Source organism: Aeromonas aquatilis (genome assembly GCF_054052405.1).
Genome location: NZ_JBSTYP010000013.1, coordinates 1 through 16,820, shown reverse-complemented (window position 1 = coordinate 16,820; position 16,820 = coordinate 1). Strand labels below are relative to the sequence as shown.

General features: G+C 60.9%; 18 protein-coding genes. 4 read left to right on the top strand and 14 right to left on the bottom strand.

Annotated elements, in window-relative coordinates; all coding sequences use genetic code 11:
• Nucleotides 1-12: 12 nt before the first annotated feature.
• From ACW5W8_RS06805 to ACW5W8_RS06760, 10 genes are all read right to left on the bottom strand, one after another.
• On the bottom strand, nucleotides 13-570 hold the full coding sequence (locus ACW5W8_RS06805) for a HutD family protein (RefSeq protein ID WP_498627021.1): 558 nt from the start codon (nucleotides 568-570) through the stop codon (nucleotides 13-15).
• A gap of 85 nt (nucleotides 571-655) precedes the next feature.
• On the bottom strand, nucleotides 656-1,315 hold the full coding sequence (locus tag ACW5W8_RS06800) for a YceH family protein (protein WP_317114952.1): 660 nt from the start codon (nucleotides 1,313-1,315) through the stop codon (nucleotides 656-658).
• Nucleotides 1,316-1,453: 138 nt separating this feature from the next.
• Nucleotides 1,454-3,592 (bottom strand): diguanylate cyclase domain-containing protein, encoded by a 2,139-nt coding sequence (locus ACW5W8_RS06795; protein ID WP_498627019.1) that lies wholly within the window; start codon nucleotides 3,590-3,592, stop codon nucleotides 1,454-1,456.
• Nucleotides 3,589-4,782 carry a sugar ABC transporter substrate-binding protein gene (locus ACW5W8_RS06790; RefSeq protein WP_498627017.1) on the bottom strand — a complete coding sequence of 398 codons (1,194 nt, stop codon included), beginning with the start codon at nucleotides 4,780-4,782 and terminating at the stop codon, nucleotides 3,589-3,591. The genes ACW5W8_RS06795 and ACW5W8_RS06790 overlap by 4 nt, the downstream gene beginning before the upstream one ends.
• A gap of 162 nt (nucleotides 4,783-4,944) precedes the next feature.
• Nucleotides 4,945-5,160, bottom strand: a complete 216-nt coding sequence (locus tag ACW5W8_RS06785; protein WP_005337763.1) for an HP1242/YdcH family protein — start codon at nucleotides 5,158-5,160, stop codon at nucleotides 4,945-4,947.
• Nucleotides 5,161-5,436: 276 nt separating this feature from the next.
• Entirely contained in the window at nucleotides 5,437-6,048 is a 612-nt protein-coding gene (locus ACW5W8_RS06780; RefSeq protein ID WP_498627015.1) for a hypothetical protein, read from the bottom strand.
• Nucleotides 6,045-7,406, bottom strand: a complete 1,362-nt coding sequence (locus ACW5W8_RS06775; RefSeq protein WP_005347236.1) for an MATE family efflux transporter — start codon at nucleotides 7,404-7,406, stop codon at nucleotides 6,045-6,047. Before ACW5W8_RS06775 ends, ACW5W8_RS06780 begins: the two co-directional genes overlap by 4 nt.
• Nucleotides 7,407-7,527: 121 nt before the next feature.
• The gene (locus ACW5W8_RS06770; RefSeq protein WP_021230679.1) at nucleotides 7,528-9,351 is read right to left on the bottom strand and encodes a SulP family inorganic anion transporter; all 1,824 of its coding nucleotides are present in this window, start codon (nucleotides 9,349-9,351) and stop codon (nucleotides 7,528-7,530) included.
• Nucleotides 9,352-9,422: 71 nt separating this feature from the next.
• Complete coding sequence (locus tag ACW5W8_RS06765; RefSeq protein ID WP_498627013.1) at nucleotides 9,423-10,013, bottom strand: nucleotidyltransferase family protein; 591 nt, start codon at nucleotides 10,011-10,013, stop codon at nucleotides 9,423-9,425.
• Nucleotides 10,000-10,260, bottom strand: a complete 261-nt coding sequence (locus ACW5W8_RS06760; RefSeq protein WP_064340127.1) for a GNAT family N-acetyltransferase — start codon at nucleotides 10,258-10,260, stop codon at nucleotides 10,000-10,002. Before ACW5W8_RS06760 ends, ACW5W8_RS06765 begins: the two co-directional genes overlap by 14 nt.
• 194 nt (nucleotides 10,261-10,454) lie before the next feature.
• On the opposite strand from ACW5W8_RS06760, the gene ACW5W8_RS06755 reads away from it, so the two are divergent.
• Entirely contained in the window at nucleotides 10,455-10,760 is a 306-nt protein-coding gene (locus tag ACW5W8_RS06755; protein ID WP_498627012.1) for a hypothetical protein, read from the top strand.
• Between the two features lie 3 nt (nucleotides 10,761-10,763).
• Here the strand turns inward: ACW5W8_RS06755 and ACW5W8_RS06750 are convergent, their stop codons facing one another.
• From ACW5W8_RS06750 to ACW5W8_RS06735, 4 genes are read right to left on the bottom strand one after another with little or no spacing between them, the layout of a single operon-like run.
• Entirely contained in the window at nucleotides 10,764-11,948 is a 1,185-nt protein-coding gene (locus ACW5W8_RS06750) for an iron-containing alcohol dehydrogenase (RefSeq protein ID WP_498627011.1), read from the bottom strand.
• Nucleotides 11,949-11,966: 18 nt separating this feature from the next.
• Nucleotides 11,967-12,485 (bottom strand): hypothetical protein, encoded by a 519-nt coding sequence (locus ACW5W8_RS06745; RefSeq protein ID WP_120413941.1) that lies wholly within the window; start codon nucleotides 12,483-12,485, stop codon nucleotides 11,967-11,969.
• A complete protein-coding gene (locus ACW5W8_RS06740) occupies nucleotides 12,466-13,086 on the bottom strand; it encodes a TetR/AcrR family transcriptional regulator (protein ID WP_498627010.1) in 621 nt (206 codons plus the stop codon). Before ACW5W8_RS06740 ends, ACW5W8_RS06745 begins: the two co-directional genes overlap by 20 nt.
• 11 nt (nucleotides 13,087-13,097) lie before the next feature.
• Entirely contained in the window at nucleotides 13,098-14,543 is a 1,446-nt protein-coding gene (locus tag ACW5W8_RS06735) for a coniferyl aldehyde dehydrogenase (protein ID WP_498627008.1), read from the bottom strand.
• Between the two features lie 212 nt (nucleotides 14,544-14,755).
• On the opposite strand from ACW5W8_RS06735, the gene ACW5W8_RS06730 reads away from it, so the two are divergent.
• From ACW5W8_RS06730 to ACW5W8_RS06720, 3 genes are all read left to right on the top strand, one after another.
• On the top strand, nucleotides 14,756-15,049 hold the full coding sequence (locus ACW5W8_RS06730) for a hypothetical protein (protein WP_257690454.1): 294 nt from the start codon (nucleotides 14,756-14,758) through the stop codon (nucleotides 15,047-15,049).
• A gap of 219 nt (nucleotides 15,050-15,268) precedes the next feature.
• A complete protein-coding gene (locus ACW5W8_RS06725; protein WP_498627007.1) occupies nucleotides 15,269-16,237 on the top strand; it encodes a nucleoside hydrolase in 969 nt (322 codons plus the stop codon).
• A gap of 106 nt (nucleotides 16,238-16,343) precedes the next feature.
• Nucleotides 16,344-16,679, top strand: a complete 336-nt coding sequence (locus ACW5W8_RS06720; protein WP_005353195.1) for a DUF3634 family protein — start codon at nucleotides 16,344-16,346, stop codon at nucleotides 16,677-16,679.
• The last annotated feature ends 141 nt before the right edge of the window (nucleotides 16,680-16,820 follow it).

Below are 16,820 nucleotides of genomic sequence, written 5' to 3'. Positions count from 1 at the left end.
CCGACTTTTGCGCTATTTGGCCTGCAGGGTAAAGAAGGCGATGGCGGTCTTCTTCTGGCATTCTAAGTGAATGCTCTCTTCACCGGTCACCACCAACGTCTCGTTGATGGCCACCTCTTTGCCCTGCACGGCCAGCTGGCCGCTCAGCAGGTGACAGAGGTAGGTCTTCTCTGGCTCGAGGGTAAGGGTCAGCGGGAAGGGGAGGTTCAGCACCCGCACGTTGGCGCTGATGCGATCCGGATGGTAGATAAGCCCGAGATCGGTCACCTCTTTTTTCAGCAACTCGCAGTGGGTCTCCTCATCGCCGCTAAAGTGCGCCGCCTCGAAGGTGGCGTAGGGGTGGCCGTTGAGCACAAAGCCTGCCCCGCTCACCGGCAGTAAAATGCGCTGATAGCCGGGAAAGGGGGAGAAGGGGCCTGCGCTCTTGATGGGGGCCGAGCTCAGTCGATAGTCAAAGTCGAGTTTGGCAAGGCTGCTCCCCTTGGGGGAGATGAGGATCTGGCTGGTGGTGCCCTGCTGGTTTTTCCAGGGCATCTTCTGGTGGTCTGACTCTTTAATCAGGGAGATCACGGGCACTTCCTCACGATAAAAAAACGCAGGGAGCCGGGGACATCAGCCCCGGCTCCCTGATAGAGATTGGCGATGGTAAAGGCGATCAGCCCTGGCCATCCAGCGCAGCCAGCCGCGCTTCCATGGCGGCGAGACGGCTCTTGAGCTCGCTCACCTCCTGCTCCAGCTCACTCAGACGGTCGGCGGCAGGGGAGGCATAGGCCGCGGCGGGGGCGGCATCCATCATCGCCTGAATATCCACTTCGCCGCTGAACAGGTGGGCGTAGCGGGATTCGCGCTTGCCCGGCTCGCGCGGCAGCTTGACCACGTAGGGGCCACGCTCGATGAGTTGGGTCAGCACCGCATCCACTTCGGTGACATCATCGAAGCTGCAGAGGCGGTTGGTGCGCGAGCGCAGCTCCCCCGGGGTTTGCGGGCCGCGCAGCAGCAGTTCGCAGACGATGCCGAGCTCCTGGGCACTGAATTTCAGCTCGCCAAATTCGGTGTTGCAGAACCTGTGCTGATAGCGAGGCACCCGAGCGTTGAAGCCGGCGGTGTTGACCACCAGCCGCTTGCGGATCAGCTCGTCTACCACGGCGCGGATATCGAGCTCGGAGAGATCCAGCACAGGCTCGCGGTTGCTCTTCTGGTTGCAGGCATTGACCAGTGCATTAAGGGAGAGGGGATATTGATCCGGGGTGCAGATCTCTTTTTCAATCAGACAGCCGATGACGCGGGCTTCCAGCGGGCCAAGTACTAACTCCATTTCCTACTCCCTTCCAAATCGAGACATCAAGAGCCCCTATCTTAGTCATGGTCCGCGTCGCGTCTAGCGTTGCGCGCCATTTTTGCGAGCTGATCAGGGCGTTGGCGAAAGGCTCGCCAATCGTGGTGGCTTGCGGTTTTATGGCTGCCGCTGATAGAAGCGCGTCTTGTCGGCATACATGGCGTCATCCGCTACCCGGCTGAGCTCCGCCAACGGAGTCTGGTCGCTGCTGCTCCAGCCGATGGCAAAACGCAGCGGGAAGTTGTGCTCTCCATGCTGCACGATGGCGTGGTGCTGGCTTGCCTTCAGTCTGGCCGCCAGCTGCTGGCAGGCGAGGTGATCCGCCTCCGCCAGCAGCACGAACTCGTCGCCGCCGATACGGAAGATCTTCTCATCCTGACGGCAGAGGGTGCGCAGTTGGCGAGCCATCTGGATCAGCAGGGCGTCGCCTGCCTCGTGCCCATACTGGTCGTTGGTGCGCTTGAGGCCGTTGAGATCGAGCATGAAGAGGGCGAGGTGACGCTCGGGATGGCGCGCCAGCACCGCCTGATAGTGATGGAAGGCCTCTTCGAACGCCTGCCGGTTGGGCAACCCGGTGAGGTTGTCGGTGCGGGCGACCCGCGCCAGCTCATCGGTAAAGAGTCGTCCCTCGATGCCCACCGCCAGCTGCTTGGCAAACAGCCGCAAGATGGCCCTGTCTTCGGACTCCAGCCCTTCGGCGCTCACCATCAGATAGCCGAACAGTACACCGCTCTGACTGCCGGGCAGGGTCATGATCTTCCAGAGAGCGTTGTCCCACTGGCATTCGGAGTGTTTGACCTCCTCATCCATCAGTTGAGCCAGTTTCTCCTGCAGGGCATCCCGCAAGGGGGTATCGACCCCCTGGGTCAGGGAGTAGTGGGGCTGGCCATCGCGGCGGATCACCAGCCCCCAGCGGTGGCCGGGATAGAGCTGGGAGAGTTGCAGCAGGGCGGAGCTGGCCAGCTCGGCAATATCCACATCCAGCTGCTGGTGCAGACCGAACTGCAGCCAGGACTGCAGGATATGGCGGCTGCGCTCCTCCCGGCTCAGGGCCGAGCGCAGGGCGGTGGTTTGCGAGGCGACCTCTTGCTCCAGTTCGTCGTTGAAACCGAGCAGCCGCTGGTTGAAGGCCTCTTTCTCGCTATTGGCCTGCTGCAGCTGTTCATTTTGTTGATAGAGCGCCCGCACCTGATCCGAGATGGTGTAGGCCATCTCCTGCAGCAACTGGCGCACCTCGTCGTACTCCACAAAGCGCAGCGGCGCCTGCCGTTGCTGGTAGTTGCCCTTGCCATAGCTGCGCACCAGCGCGGCCAGCGAGCGCAGGGGGCGAGTGAGCCAGCGGGTAAGCCAGACACAGCCGATGGCCACCAGCAGCAACATGACGACGATGCTGATGGTGAGCAACTGCTGGGATTTATTGAGCTCGCTGACCCTGTCATTGCTGTAGCTGTAGAGGGTGATGGTGGGGGTGATCTCTTGCTCCAGCTGGGGCCAGCCAATGGCCAGGGGCTGCGCCAACTTGCTTGGCTCCCTGTCATCCATGGCGTTGGCGCTCTGGTGAGCCCCTTCGTAGAGACGGTTCTCGCCCTGGGAGATCACCAGATATTCGCTCCCCTTGAGATAGGGTTCCAGCAACTGGGCCATCTGCCGCCAGGGGAGGATGGCCATCACGAAGCCGGAAGGGGTCTGCATCACCCCAGCGCGCTGGTGGTTGCGATAGATGGGGGCTACCAGCGCCAGCCCACCGCTGCGGTTTTGCTCCATGTCGTCGACCAGCACGGGATCATCGACGGACAGCAGCAGATGCTTGCCCTGTTTTGCCTCGCGGGTCTTGCCCCAGGCCATCAGCTGCGGCATCAGGTTGCTCGACTCGAGGTGGGAGGCCTGGCCATTGATGTACTCCACCACCAACCCCTTGTCATCGATGAGGTAGGCCGAGGTGAGCAGACTGTTGGATTTGACAAAGGTGGCCAGCGCCAGCCGGGCATGGCTGGAGAAGAGAAAGTTGTCGAGGGCCTGATGGAGCACCCGATCCTGGCTGAGCTGATTGATCTGGGTGCCGATCATCTCGCTGCGAAAGCGGGCTTCGCGGGTCATGCTGGTGAGGGCTCGCTCCAGCTGCGACTGCTCGCTCTGGGCGATGATCTGGTGCTGGCGGATCAGCAACACAGTGCTGGCCAGCAGTGCCGGCAGCAGGGCGACGGTGAACAGGATGATGATGAGGGTCGGGCCGAGCCGAAAGGTGCGATGTTTCATGGTGTTTTGACCTGCCGGTACTGCTGATCGGCCAGCTGCTGCATATAGCGGGCGGTGTCGGCGGCACTGATCCCTTCTTTAAAGCGCTCGAACCCTTTCTCCATCGCTTGCCAGGTGATGGACATGGCGCTGTCGGAGGGCATGGGGGTACTGAGGGTGAACTGTTCCAGCAGCACTTTTTCCTGAGGCGTGGGACGGCGGTTGATGGCGGTAAAAGCCTGCTGATTGACCGGCAGCAGCGCCCCCTGCTGATAGATGAACTGCTGAATATCCTGACGCTGGATAAAGGCCATCAGTGCCTTGATGACGGGCTGGCGATCCTCATCATCCATCGCCCAGCGGGAGGCTCCCATCACGTAGGCGCCGCTCATGGAGTGCATGGGATGGCTTTGCCAGCGGGGCAGCAGGGCAACGCCCAGCTTATCCCCCATGTTCTTCACCAGATCATTGAAGGCCCAGTCCCCGTTGATGAGGTAGGCGCTCTTGCCCTCATTGAAGCGGGCGAGGGCGGTGTCATAGTCGCACTCGGGATCGACCCACTGTTCGCTGGCGACGGTGCGGTAGGCCTCCAGTGCCTGCACCATGGCCGGGCTGTCGAGGGTGATGCGCCCTTCGGTCACCGGCGAGCCGCCAAAGGTGTGTAAAAAGGCGGCGAAATAGTACATGTCGTGATAGGGCCAGCTGACGGGGTAGACCCCCTTGGCCTTGAGGGCCGGGGTGATGGCAGCCAGTTGCTGCCATTGGGTCACCGGAGTCGAGACCAGCGCCTTGTTGTAAAACAGCATCAGATGGTTGCCCTGCATCATGGGCATGCCCCAGCGTTGCCGATCTAGGGTGACATAACGCAGGGCGCTGGCCATCAGCGCGGGAGAAAACCACTCGGCCGGGAGGGTGGCGAGGGTCATCTGGCGATAGAGGCCGATAAAATCGGAGGGGATCAGCATCAGATCGGGCAGCCCCCTTGCCTGAGCCGCCAGCAGGATATCCGCCTTGATCTTGCCCGGTTCAATCTGGGTGACCCGCACCCTGTGATGCCCTTCCTGATTGAAGCGGGCGATCACCTCGTCGATCACGTAACCGGCCTGCTGGGAGTGCCACAATTCCAGCTCAGGCTCCTGAGCCCGCAGGGGGTGGCTCAATGCGAACAGGCAAAGCAGCAACAGATGATAAAAGGATCGTTTTATGCTCATGTTATCATCACTGTTATTCCCTGAATTCCAAGGGAAAAATGTAACAAACTACCGGCAAGATCGGTAGGCTCGGGTATCAACTAATTGACTGAAACAACAAAAAGCCCGGCGCGTGGGCCGGGCTGGGGGATAAATTGCTTATCCGCATATTCTTCGAGGCATCTATTGTGGATGTTGTTTGAGGATGTCGTATATCTCCTCTTTCAGTTTGAGTTTCTGTTTTTTCAGATCTCTCACCTCGGCGCTATAGTCGCTGGCGTGATGCTTTTCCAACTTTCTAATCTCCGCATCCAGGTCGTTGTGCAAGTCAAACTTCTTCTGGAAATGGACATCACTGCTCTTCAGTTTCGAGATGAGTTCTCTGTACTCTGGGAACATGTAATGGAGCCTCCTTGGTTTCGTTTGATTGTGCCTGTAAGACCAAAACTACCCCTTAGTGCCGGGGATAAATGTGATCCTGATCAGATTTGGGGGCAATGATTTGGAGTATTCGGCGGGATATTTATAACTTGTTGAATCAAAACAAGATAAGTGATTTGTCAATCTGAATGGTGAGCCAAACTGTGCGACGAGTCACAACAGGGGCAGTGTTGGCGTGAGGGAGCAGGATCAAAAAAGGGGCCGACTGGCCCCTTTTTATGGATGCGAGCGACGTTACTCTTTCTCTTCGTCCGCCTGCTCTTTTTTCTTTTTCTTCTCGGGCAGCGGCTTGCCGTCGCGGTGGATCACCTTGCCCGCTTCAAAGCCAATCTGGGCAGCCAGCTCCTCCAGATCCGCCGACTTGGCCTGATCACCGATGGCGTAGCGATAGTTGGCGATGGTCAGCTTGTCGGCCACCGGAGTCCCCGGGATGATAGGCTCACGCCAGCCCTGACCGATGTGGGCCACCAGGGTGCCGTTCATCAGCAGCTCGCCGACGATCTCCTGGGTCGGATTGCCCTTGCCGTAGGTGAGACCCTGCGGGTGCTTCTTGCCGACCAGCGGCTCGTTGCTGGCGGGGATCAGCTTGGTGCGGATCAGCCACTTGGGCTTTTTGGTGTTGCCCACCGCCTTGCCGGTCTGGTACTCGTTGATCTTGATGGTCTTGATCATCTGGGCCATGAAGTCCTTGGTCAGCGCCTTCTGGGCGTCGCTGGTTTCATCGATGACGATGGGGGCCACATACCAGGTCTGGGTGGCTTGAGCCTTGGGAGCGGCAGGGGCAGTTTGCGCCATGGCCAGGGGGCTGAGCAGGATGGCAGCCAGCAAGAGTCCTATCTTCTTCATTGTGATTCCGCTTTTGTTTCAACAAGAATTTTGTTTTGCCAGCGACGACTGCGCCAGCGCCAGAACATGGCCAGACCGCGCACCCACTCGTCGCAGGCCAGCGCCAGCCAGATACCGACCAGTCCATAACCCTGCATGATACCGAGGAAATAGGAGAGTGGCACGGCAATTCCCCACATGGAGAGCAACGCCATGTAGAGGGGGAAACGGGCATCCCCGGTGGCCCGCAGGGCGTTGATCACCACCAGATTGAAGGTGCGGCCGGGCTCGAGGATAAGGCTGATAAGAAACAGTTGCGCCACCTGGGTGATGATGTCGGCATCATCGGTAAAGAGGCTGATGATGGTGCGGCCGTTGAGGGCCGCCGCCACGGCGATGACGCAGGTGACCGCCAGCCCCAGCTTGAGGCTCTTGAGCAGCTGTTGATAGGCGCGATCGAACTGTCTGGCCCCCGCCAGATGGCCGATGATGATCTCGTTGCCAAGGCCGATGGAGAGGCCAAACAGCAGGATAAACAGGCAGATCTGGAAGAAGTAGGATTGGGTTGCCAGCGCCTTGTCCCCCAGCAGTCCGACAAAGGCTGTCACCACCATAAACTGCAGCATCCAGGAGAGGTTCTCCCCCGCCGCAGGCAGGCCGATATGGAGCACCTTGCCCAGCATCTCCCGGCTGGGGTGGACGATATCGCGCACCACCAGTCGAATGCCGGTCTTGTGTGCTACCAGCCACACCAGCAGCACCACGCCGACCAGTCGGCCCGCGACCGTGCTGATGGCGACACCGGCGACCCCCAGCTGGGGCAGGCCGAACCAGCCGTAGAGCAGCAGCAGGTTGCCGACGAAGGTGATGAGGTTGACGATCAGGGTCACATACATCGCCTGACGAGTGTGGCCGTGAGCGCGCAGGGTGGCTGCCAGACAGAGGGCTGCGGCTTCCGGTAACAGGCAGAGACCGATGATCTGCAAGTAAAGCGTCCCGTCGCTCATCAGATTGGCAGGCAGGTTCATCAGCGCCAGCATGGTGCTGGCGCCCGCCATCACGCCGATGGCGGCCACCAGACCGATCAGCAGGTTGAAGCCGATGGCGGTGTGGATCACCACCCGACTCTTCTCCCGATCGCCGGCCCCCAGATACTGGGTGATCACCACGCTGGTGCCGATGCTGACGAAGCTGAACAATGTGATGGCGAGATCGAACACCTGATTGCCTACCGCCAGCGCCGCCACTCCCTGATAGGAGACATGACCCACCATGAAGGTGTTGAGGGCACCGGTCAGAAAGTGCAGGGCGAGATCGATAAAGAGCGGCCAGGTCAGCGCAAAAAGCGTGCCCGGGCCTGCGTGGGATTGAGATTGCATGGCATGTCCAACAGCTGGGAGGGTACGGGGGAGTGCCCTCTGGGGGCGCATTTAACACCAAGGCCAAGGCCGGTGCAATCCTTGTGCAGGATTGCACCGGCCAGGGGAGCAGGCCAAGGGGTCAGGCAGGCGTGGCGCCCGCCTCCTGTTCGCTTGGCAGGGTGAGGCGCGCCGAGTCGGGCAGGGCATCATCCTGCGGCCAATTTGAGCGGATGGCATCTGTGGTGCTCTCCACCACCGCATCATCCTTGAACACCGGCTCGCGGTAGCAGCGGGTCAGGCGTAGCGCCTGATACATGTCGGGGCAGAGGATGATCCCCTCGTCGCCCACCCGCACGCCAGCCTGCTTGAGCCAGTGGGTCATCTGGCCGTGGCGACCCGCCATCACCATATGGATGCCGCGCCGTTTCAGCTCCTTGTGCAGCTCTCCCACCATGCTCATCACGCTGATGTCCTGATGGGTGAAGCAGGCGACCGCATCGATCACCAGACACTTGGGGGCTCGCGGATCCTGCACCAGCAGGGCCAGCACCCGCCGCTTGAAATAGGGAGCATTGAAGTAGGTGAGCGGCGAGTTGAAGCGATAGACCAGAATACCCGGGATCGCCTTGGCCTGTTCGTTGTCCCCCAGGGTACGTACTACCCCCTCGTCATCCATGCCAAGCAGCTGGTCAGTGGGGCGCATCACATTGCGCAGGAACTGGAACAGCCCCAGCAACACGGCAAGGGTGATCCCCGGGATCACCCCCATGGTAAGCACGCTGATAAAGGTGACCAGCGCCAGCCAGAAGGCGGAGCGATCGGAGTGGCGCAGGGCCCAAAGACCGCGAAAATCGGTGAGCGACAGGGACGCCATTACCAGCACCACCCCGAGGGCGGCGGTGGGAATGTATTTGAGCGGCGCCGTCAGATAGAAGGTGATGAGGGCGATCACCGCCGCAGCGATGATAGAGACCAGCTGGCTCTTGCCGCCGTTGGCGTCGTTGACAGCAGTGCGCGAATCCGCACCGCTGATGGCGAAACCTTGGGAGACTGCGGAGGCGAGGTTCGCCATACCGAGGGCCCGAAACTCTTTGTCTGCGTCGATTTCGTAACCGTTTTTGGCGGCAAAGCTGCGGGCGGTCAGCATCATGGAGACGAAGCTCACCATGGCCAGGTTAAGGGCTGGCAGCACCAGCTCCCGCATCAGACCGGGGGGAAATTCCGGCATCTGGAACGCGGGCAGGCCGGAGCCCACCGTCCCCAGGGTGGCGATATCAAACTGGCCGAGATTAAAGCCCCACACCAGCGCAGCGGTCACCACCATGGCCACCATGGAGGAGGGCCATGCCGGTTTGTAGCGCTTGGCCAGCAGCAGGGTGAGCAGGGCCACCAGACTCATGGCCAGGGTCGGCAGATGGGTCTGGGTAATATAGGTGGCCCCGCTGGCGATCCGCTCGATGAGGTAACGTTCGCTGAAAGTGAAGCCGAAGATCTTGGAGAGTTGGCCCACCATGATGGTGATGGCCACACCATTGAGCAGCCCCATCAGGATCGGGCGGGAGAGAAAGTCCGCCAGCACTCCCAGCTTGAAGCGGCTGGCAATCAGGCACCAGAAGCCGGTCATGGCGGTCATGGTCATCACCAGTTGCCAGTGACGGGTTGGGTCGCCTGCAGCCAGCGGCGTCACCACGGCGGCGATGACCGCACAGGTGGCGGCATCGGGGCCGACAATCAGTTGTCGGGAGGTGCCAAACAGGGCGTAGACCAGCATGGGCAGGATGCAGGAGTAGAGGCCGACGATGGCCCCCACCCCGGCAAGCTCGGCATAGGCGATGGCGACGGGCAGTGCCACAGCCGCCACCGAGAGTCCGGCGCGAAGGTCTGGCATCAACCAGGCGCGCTGGTAATGCAGCAGGGCGGCGAGGCCCGGTAGCCAGCGTTCGAGAGAGAAGAAGTCGCGCATTATTTAACCCATTGAGTTACAACCAGCTTTTCCCCTAGTGTGCCCAAGGTTATCGAAAGATTGCAATCAGGTTATGGCCAGTTTACCTGAAGGTCAGGCCAGATAGTCTGCCAGCGTTTCTCCTTGATGCGCTGGGTAAAAATCTGTTTGTCCTGACGACATCTGGGGTTGGCACTCACTTGCAGCGACCAGTTGATGGCAAAGCCGTAGGGGGCAAGCCACTCGAACTCGCCACACTGGTTCAGGCGCACGCCTATGCAGGTGGGCACTTCGACCCAGTGGCTGAGCGCCTCAAGGCTGCTGGCAAACGGCGCTACCAGTTGGCGAGTGTGCATGCGAGCTTGATTGCGCACTTCCCACTGCTGGCCGGGTAGGCGTTTGGCGAGCCAGGCTTCGTGCTCCGCTTCGGCCAGCCCTTGCGGATCGGCTTTATCGAGATAGATAAGGTCGATATCGTTGAGCGGGGTGGGCACCGCCTTGTGGTGAAGGTGATCCCAGATGAGGTTGCGGATAAAACCGGCCCCCAGCGCCCAGTCGGGCAGATTGAGCTCGGCCGCGGCTTGCAGGCAGGCCATCCGCTGCGGATCGGCCCGCAGCAGGGCTTCTGTTTTGGCTTGGAATTGCTGTTCGAGGACGGTGTTCAGAGGTTCAGTTGTTGGCATTGCGGCGTAACCAGACATCAATGTAGCGGCAGCTCGGCACTATAGTGAGCCCCTCCGCCTGAGTCCAGTTGAAGAAGGCACGTGCCAGCTGATCGGCAATCCCCTGCACTCGCAGCTCGGGCGGCACGAAGGTGCTGTAGGCGTCGATGGTCTTGGCATCGAGCCGCCGGTAGCGCAGTCTCGACTCTTTCCCCTCCACCGTACAGATGAACTGCTGCTGGTTGGCCTGATGGATGATGTCGCTCATGGTGGGCACCTCTGGCATAAAGTTGGGTCTCTCGGCACAACATAACTGTTAGCCAAGGTATAGAACAGATAGTGGATGATGTATCGATTGTTATCAGGATTATTGAGCCAGCTCTTGCTCTCTGGCTTTTATCTTGGCACGAATCGATGTGGCAATAATCAGCAAGTTCGGAAGAGGTAAAAATGGACACGGTAATGTTGAAAGTTACCCGGAAGGTGTTGGCTCAAAGTCAGAACAGCCCGGATCAGCGGCAGATTGCGATTTCCGATGCATCATGCCCTGAATTCAAGGCTCAGTGTGAAACAGCAGGTAAAAATAGAAAAATTCGGCTGTTGTTGGCCAAGAGAATCTCATTGTGGATGGGGGATACGGGGGCTATTTGGTATAGCCACAACCGAGCGAGCAAAAAGAACCAAGATGATTTTGATCAACTCTTTTCATTGTTGGCGCACCATCCTGATGCGCCATTCCAGTTTATTTGTGAGGTTGTAGCCGATTAGCCACTAGGCCCAGGCTCGCTCCAGCAAGGTAAGTAACTGCTCACGGTCGGCGTCCTTGCGATTGAACAGCATAGCGCCGTCGTTGACCGCCAGATCGCGTATCTCGGTCAGTAGCGAGCGATCGCTTACCCCAGCCTCGCTCATGGTGCGCGGCAGCTTGACCGCTTGCCACAAGGTGTCGCGCAGGGAGCGAATAGCTGTGATGGTCGCCTCCGCCCGCTGATGGGCCGGGGTAGCGGCAAATCGCTCGGCCCCCACCAGTGGCAATAGCAGTCGGGCCAGCTCGCTATCCACCTCGGGGCGGTTGTAGTCGAGCACGGTGGGCAAAAAGAGGTTCATGCACAGCCCGTGGGGCAGATGGCAGCGGGCTCCCAGACTGTGGCCGAGGGCGTGCACCAGCCCCACCATGGAGTTGGAGAAGGCCATGCCAGCCAGCGTGGAGCCTTCCGCCAGTTGCAGCCGCAGCTGTTTGTTTTGCGGGTCGTGGATGATTTGCGGCAGGGCGCTGGCGATCTTCTCCACCGCCATCAGGGCCAGTGCATCGCTCACCGGGTTATTGGCGGTACCGATAAAGGCCTCGATGGCGTGGGTCATGGCGTCCATGGCGGTGGCGGCGGTGATATTGAGGGGCAGCCCCTGGGTCAGGCGCGGGTCTAACACCGCCAGCTGGGGCAGCAGGAAGGGTGAGGTGAAGGGCACCTTGCGCCCGCTCGCCTCATCCTTGATCACTGCAACCAATGTCACCTCTGATCCTGTGCCCGCCGTGGTGGGCACCACCGCCAGCGGCTTGAGAGGACGGGTCAGGCAACCGGCGCCCGAGTAGTCGAGCAGGTGTTCACCCCCCATGGAAGTGAGAATGTTGACCGCCTTGGCGGTGTCGATGACCGAGCCGCCCCCCAGCGCCACCAGACTGTCGCAGTCGAGCTCGCGATAGCGTTTGGCGATCCGCTCCACTACGGCAGTGGAAGAGTCGGCCGGGATCTCGTCCCAGATGGCGGCGACCGGCAGCTCCCCCTCGGCCAGCACATTGGCCAGCAGGGTGGCAAGGCCGGTGGCATTGACCCCCTTGTCGGTCAGCAGCAGCGGGCGACGGGCCCCGAGGCTTGCCAGCTCGCTGGCCAGTTGCTCCAGCGCCTGTTCACCGGCCAGCAGTTTGACCGGGCAGAAGAAATCGTAATAGCGGCTCATTTCAAGGCTCCTTGCGCGTTAGCCGGTCACCAGACCCAGATAGATGTTACAGGCCCGGCCAAGTTTGTTGGTCGGGGCGGGATAGTGGCGCAGCAGAGGCCGCGCGATAAAAGCGGGCAGGATCAGGGACTGCAACTGCTCAAGCCCCCGCACCAGATGCATGGCAACGGTCAGATCCCCCTCCACCAGCAGCCGGTTTTCGCCAAATGCCTGATTGACCCCGAGCCGAAAGCTCAGGGCGCGAAAGGCGATATTGGGGTGTTTGAAGCGTACCCGCAGCGGATGGATGGTGGCATGGGGGGCGACAGGCGCACCGGGATACCAGCGGCCCCCCTGCTTGTGCATGTTCATGGCGTAGCCGATGCCGCCCACTTCGAGGCGAATAGCCAGCCCGTCCGGCAACGGCGCCAATTCGCGGCGTACCGCCTCATCGGTGCGGGCGGCGCGGCAGAGGGTACGACCCACCACCCAGAGCAGAGTGGTGATCCAGAGGCGGCGGCCAAGTGCGGCCAGAGATTCAACGGTCGGAGTTGTCATAGGGGTTGGCTCCTGAGATGGCTGACCAGAAGAGGGCAAAGGCACTGGCTTGCCAGTAGTCGTCCTCTCCCAGCTCCGGTTGATCGACAAACAGTGATGCGCAGGCGAGGAACTGGCCCTGACACACCTCCAGCAACAGTGGTGCGGGAGCCTGCATCAGCTCGCCGCTGGCCTGCCCCTTTGCCAGCAGGGCAGGCAGAAAGCGCAGGGCATCGTTCAGGATCTGGCTGCGGGCCGGTCTGGCCAGCAGCGGGGAGTGAAAGAAGCCGAGCACGAATTTGAGCTCATTGGGATGCGCCAGCATCCATCTCATCGCCAGCTGCCAGTAGTGGCGGGTCTGGTCGTACAGCGGCAGGGCGGGGTCTGCTTCATGGATGGCGGCCCCCATCCGGGTTTTTACATCCTGATAGAGGGCGAGGATCAGCGCCTCCTTGCTCGGAAAGTGGTGGAACAGGGTGCCGTTGGCCACCCCGGCCGCCTTGGCGATACGGGCGGTGGCGGCCCCCTGCAGGCCATCTTCGGCGCAGAGGGCGAGGGCGGCATCCAGGATCTGGCGGCGCTTGTCGGTCATGGTTTGTGGCTGCGGGATAGCCTGGTTCATGGTCATCTCCATCAGCGCAGGAAGAAGGCCATCATCAGCTTCTGGATCCAGCTGTGGTAGGGCGGATGGATCAGGGAGCCGGTGGTGAACTTGCCGCGGGTCAGCACGGTTTTTGCCTTGGAGAAGGTGAGGAACCCCTCGTGGCCGTGGTAGTGGCCCATGCCGGAGGCGCCGATGCCGCCGAACGGCACATCGTCGGCCGCCACTTGAAACAGGCTCTCGTTGATCGCCATGCCGCCGGAGTGGGTCTCCCGGGTCACTCGCGCCTGCAACTCGGGATCGAAGCTCATCAGATAGAGGGCCAGCGGGCGGGGCCGCTCGGCCACATAGGCGAGCGCCTCCTCCAGGGTGTCGTAGGGAATGAGCGGCAGCAGCGGGCCGAAGATCTCCTGCTGCATCACCTGACAATGATGGGGCACCCCGGTCAGCAGGTGGGGCACCAGCAGGCGACGCTGGTCGTCGCGGGCAGGGCTGCCACAGGGGTGGAGCTCGGCGCCCGCCTGCTCGGCCTCATCCAGCCAGCTGACGAGGCGCTGATACTGGCGGTCGTTGATGATGGCGCCGTAGTCGGCACTGTTGAGCCCCTGCGGGTAGAGCTTGCTGAAGTGGCTGCGATAGGCGGCGATAAAGTTCTCTACCTCACTACGGGGCAACAGCACATAGTCGGGGGCGACGCAGATCTGCCCGGCGTTGAGGCTCTTGCCGAAGATCATCCGCTCGACTGCGGTAGCGACCGGCATGTCGGGGGCGATGAGGCAGGGGCTCTTGCCACCCAGCTCAAGGGTGAGGGGGGTGAGCTGGGGCGCGGCGGCAGCCATCACCAGCTTGCCCACCATGGTGGAGCCGGTAAAGAGCAGGTGATCGAACGGCAGTGAGCTGAACGCCGCCGCCATCTGGGCATCCCCCTCGATGATGGCGATCTCGTGCTCGTCAAACACGCTGGTGAGCATGGTGCGCAGCACGGCGTTGGTATGAGGGGTGAACTCGGAGAGTTTCAGCATTGCCCGGTTGCCCGCCGCGATGGCGGTGATGAGGGGGCCAAGACTCAGCATCACCGGGAAGTTCCACGGCACGATAATGCCGACCACCCCGAGCGGCTGGAAGTGCACCTCCACTTTGGCGGGCGCCAGCAGCAGACCGGCATGGCGACGGTGGGGCTGCATCCAGCGCTTGAGCCGCTTCTGGGTGTAGTTGATCTGCATGATGCAGGGCAGCACATCGGCGATCAGGCTGTCGTAGTGGCTACGCTGGCCATAATCCGCTGCCAGTGCCTTGCACAGCTCTCCCTTGTGGGCGAGCAGCGCCTGCTTGAGTTTGGTCAGCTGTGCCCGGCGCTCGGCCAGGGTGGGCATGGGGTGAGCCAGACTCGCCCGCTTGAGCCGTGCCAGCTGATCCGGCAAGGACAGCTTGATGGCGAGGATATCCTCAGGAGTGTGTTGAAGCTGCGCCGCACCCATGTTGTTCTCCGCATGAAAAATGACCGACTGATTAGTCGGTCTAAATCTAGCTGTTTGTTACCGGAATGTAAAGCTGACAAGCTCTCTCCTGTTCACCGCGAGCTGGACGCAAGAGAGAACTGTGTGTCTCCCCACACTTTTGTAGTTTGCTCGTTGGTGGCTTATCTAATAAGGGGTAGTTTTTGGCTATTAACCTACACGGAGAGAGCACTATGACCAGGGAACTGAACAGCTTGTTGGCCCGGCTTGAAGATGTGGTTGAGCGGATGCCGGATTGCTTCAACACCTACGAATTCGCCCAGAAGCTGGCATTGCAATATCAGCCGGAATTCTTTGCCGCGGGCCACTCTCTGGCCGAGTACGAGGGCAAGGTACTGCGGGTGCTGCACCAGAAGATCGCTGAGGCGCTGGCGGGCAGCGAGATGGTGATTGAAGGGGCACTGCTCCCCTGCGTCACTCCTTGGGGGGAGAAGGCGACCTCACCGCGCTGGCATCGCAAGCACTGAGGATCCGGTCAGGCAGATCACTGCCAGATAGCAGATAGCGAACAACGATAAAGGGCGCGGCGCTGGCAACAGGGCCGCGTTTTTTATGCTAATTGTCGCCAGCAGCGCCCCCGCTGCCGGGAGCAAAGGCCCGGTCTGTGATCCCATGCCGGGATATGGGGCCGTCAGCCGGGTAGACTCTCCCCTTTGTCGCAGGGTTTGTCACCGTAGGAATTTCTCATGACCCATAAAATCATTCTGGATACCGACCCGGGTATCGACGATGCCATGGCCATCCTGTTTGCCGAGGCCCACCCCGCCATCGAGTTGCTCGCCATCACCACCGTTTTTGGTAACGCCACCATCGACAATGGCACCCACAACGCCCTCTGGCTCAAGCAGAAGTACGGCATGAAAGCGGATGTGGCCAAAGGCGCTGCCGCCCCGCTGCTGCGCGAGCCGGTCGGCCCCACCACCATAGTCCACGGCCCGAGCGGCTTTGGCGACATGGAGGCGGGGGAGGTGACTATCGCTCCGGATCCTCGCCCCGCTTGGCAATATATTGTCGAGGCGGTGAAAGCCGCGCCGGGGGAGATCACCCTGGTCACTATCGGCCCGCTCACCAATCTGGCGCTGGCGCTACAACAGGCGCCCGAGATTGTCTCGCTGGTGAAACAGGTGGTGGTGATGGGCGGCGCTTTTGGTATCAATGGCCATCGCGGCAACGTCACCCCCTATGCCGAGGCCAATATCCACGATGATCCCGATGCCGCCGACCGGGTCTTTACCGCCGACTGGCCGGTGGTAATCATCGGGCTGGATGTGACCCAGCAGAGTTTTTTCAGCGGCGACTATCTCGATGCGCTGCGTGACGAGGCGGGCGAGCCGGGCCAGTTCCTGTGGGATGTGAGCCGTTTCTACCTGCGTTTTTACTCGGAGAAGCTGGGGCTCTCCGGCTGCCATGTCCACGACCCGTCCGCCATCGCCTATGTCATTGACCCGACTCTCTTTACCCTGCGCGAAGGGCCGGTGCGGGTTATCACCAGCGGCCCGGCCATCGGCCACACCCTGCAAAAGTTCGATGGCAAGCGCCACTCCCACGATGACTGGGCAGCCTATCGTCCGCAGCAGGTCGGGGTGGCGGTGCGCGATGAAGCCTTGCTGGCGCTCTATCGCGAGACGCTGGTGGGCTGGGGCAAGGATTGCTGAGCAAAGAGGCGGTATTACGTTGAGGCGGGGGCTGTGATCGGCGCCAAACAATCGGAACGCACGGCCGCTTATACTGCCTTATATCAAGAGCTTGGGAGGGATGAAGATGGCCTGGATTTCCTTGATAGTGGCGATTGCGCTGATCTGGTGGTTGATGAAGCTGGGGCGTGGCGCCCTGTTCGAGATCCGCCTTGCCCCCGGCAAGGTAGTGGTCAAGCAGGGTAAGGTGTCACCCGCCTTTATTGAGCATGCCAAGCAGATCCTGCGCCACGACACGGTGCGCGGTCGCATTGTGGGGCAGCGCGATGGTGACGGGGTCAAGCTGATCTTCTCCCGATCCATCCCCGAACCGGTGGCCCAGCGTTTTCGCAATATCTTCCCCTATGGCGATTACCGCCAGCCAACGGCGCCACTGCCGGGGCCCAAATCCCGCAAGGGATAAGCACCAAAACGTGGTTTATCAATAGCCAACGGGCCTCCAGTGGAGGCCCGTTTCAGATTGCTGAAGAACCCCCTCTTTTTCAAAGAGGGGGTTCTTTTTTAGCTCGGCACCAGGGGGCCACTCACTGACTGACAAGCCGCC

Bases quoted from the DNA above. Each gene is read 5' to 3' on its own strand.
- ACW5W8_RS06750 (WP_498627011.1), bottom strand. From the start codon at position 11,948: ATGAGCCGCTATTACGATTTCTTCTGCCCGGTCAAACTGCTGGCCGGT.
- ACW5W8_RS06775 (WP_005347236.1), bottom strand. From the start codon at position 7,406: ATGCAATCTCAATCCCACGCAGGCCCGGGCACGCTTTTTGCGCTGACC.
- ACW5W8_RS06755 (WP_498627012.1), top strand. From the start codon at position 10,455: ATGTTGAAAGTTACCCGGAAGGTGTTGGCTCAAAGTCAGAACAGCCCG.
- ACW5W8_RS06765 (WP_498627013.1), bottom strand. From the start codon at position 10,013: ATGCCAACAACTGAACCTCTGAACACCGTCCTCGAACAGCAATTCCAA.
- ACW5W8_RS06795 (WP_498627019.1), bottom strand. From the start codon at position 3,592: ATGAAACATCGCACCTTTCGGCTCGGCCCGACCCTCATCATCATCCTG.
- ACW5W8_RS06785 (WP_005337763.1), bottom strand. From the start codon at position 5,160: ATGTTCCCAGAGTACAGAGAACTCATCTCGAAACTGAAGAGCAGTGAT.
- ACW5W8_RS06725 (WP_498627007.1), top strand. From the start codon at position 15,269: ATGACCCATAAAATCATTCTGGATACCGACCCGGGTATCGACGATGCC.
- ACW5W8_RS06800 (WP_317114952.1), bottom strand. From the start codon at position 1,315: ATGGAGTTAGTACTTGGCCCGCTGGAAGCCCGCGTCATCGGCTGTCTG.
- ACW5W8_RS06770 (WP_021230679.1), bottom strand. From the start codon at position 9,351: ATGCGCGACTTCTTCTCTCTCGAACGCTGGCTACCGGGCCTCGCCGCC.
- ACW5W8_RS06735 (WP_498627008.1), bottom strand. From the start codon at position 14,543: ATGGGTGCGGCGCAGCTTCAACACACTCCTGAGGATATCCTCGCCATC.
- ACW5W8_RS06790 (WP_498627017.1), bottom strand. From the start codon at position 4,782: ATGAGCATAAAACGATCCTTTTATCATCTGTTGCTGCTTTGCCTGTTC.
- ACW5W8_RS06745 (WP_120413941.1), bottom strand. From the start codon at position 12,485: ATGACAACTCCGACCGTTGAATCTCTGGCCGCACTTGGCCGCCGCCTC.
- ACW5W8_RS06730 (WP_257690454.1), top strand. From the start codon at position 14,756: ATGACCAGGGAACTGAACAGCTTGTTGGCCCGGCTTGAAGATGTGGTT.
- ACW5W8_RS06760 (WP_064340127.1), bottom strand. From the start codon at position 10,260: ATGAGCGACATCATCCATCAGGCCAACCAGCAGCAGTTCATCTGTACG.
- ACW5W8_RS06740 (WP_498627010.1), bottom strand. From the start codon at position 13,086: ATGAACCAGGCTATCCCGCAGCCACAAACCATGACCGACAAGCGCCGC.
- ACW5W8_RS06780 (WP_498627015.1), bottom strand. From the start codon at position 6,048: ATGAAGAAGATAGGACTCTTGCTGGCTGCCATCCTGCTCAGCCCCCTG.
- ACW5W8_RS06720 (WP_005353195.1), top strand. From the start codon at position 16,344: ATGGCCTGGATTTCCTTGATAGTGGCGATTGCGCTGATCTGGTGGTTG.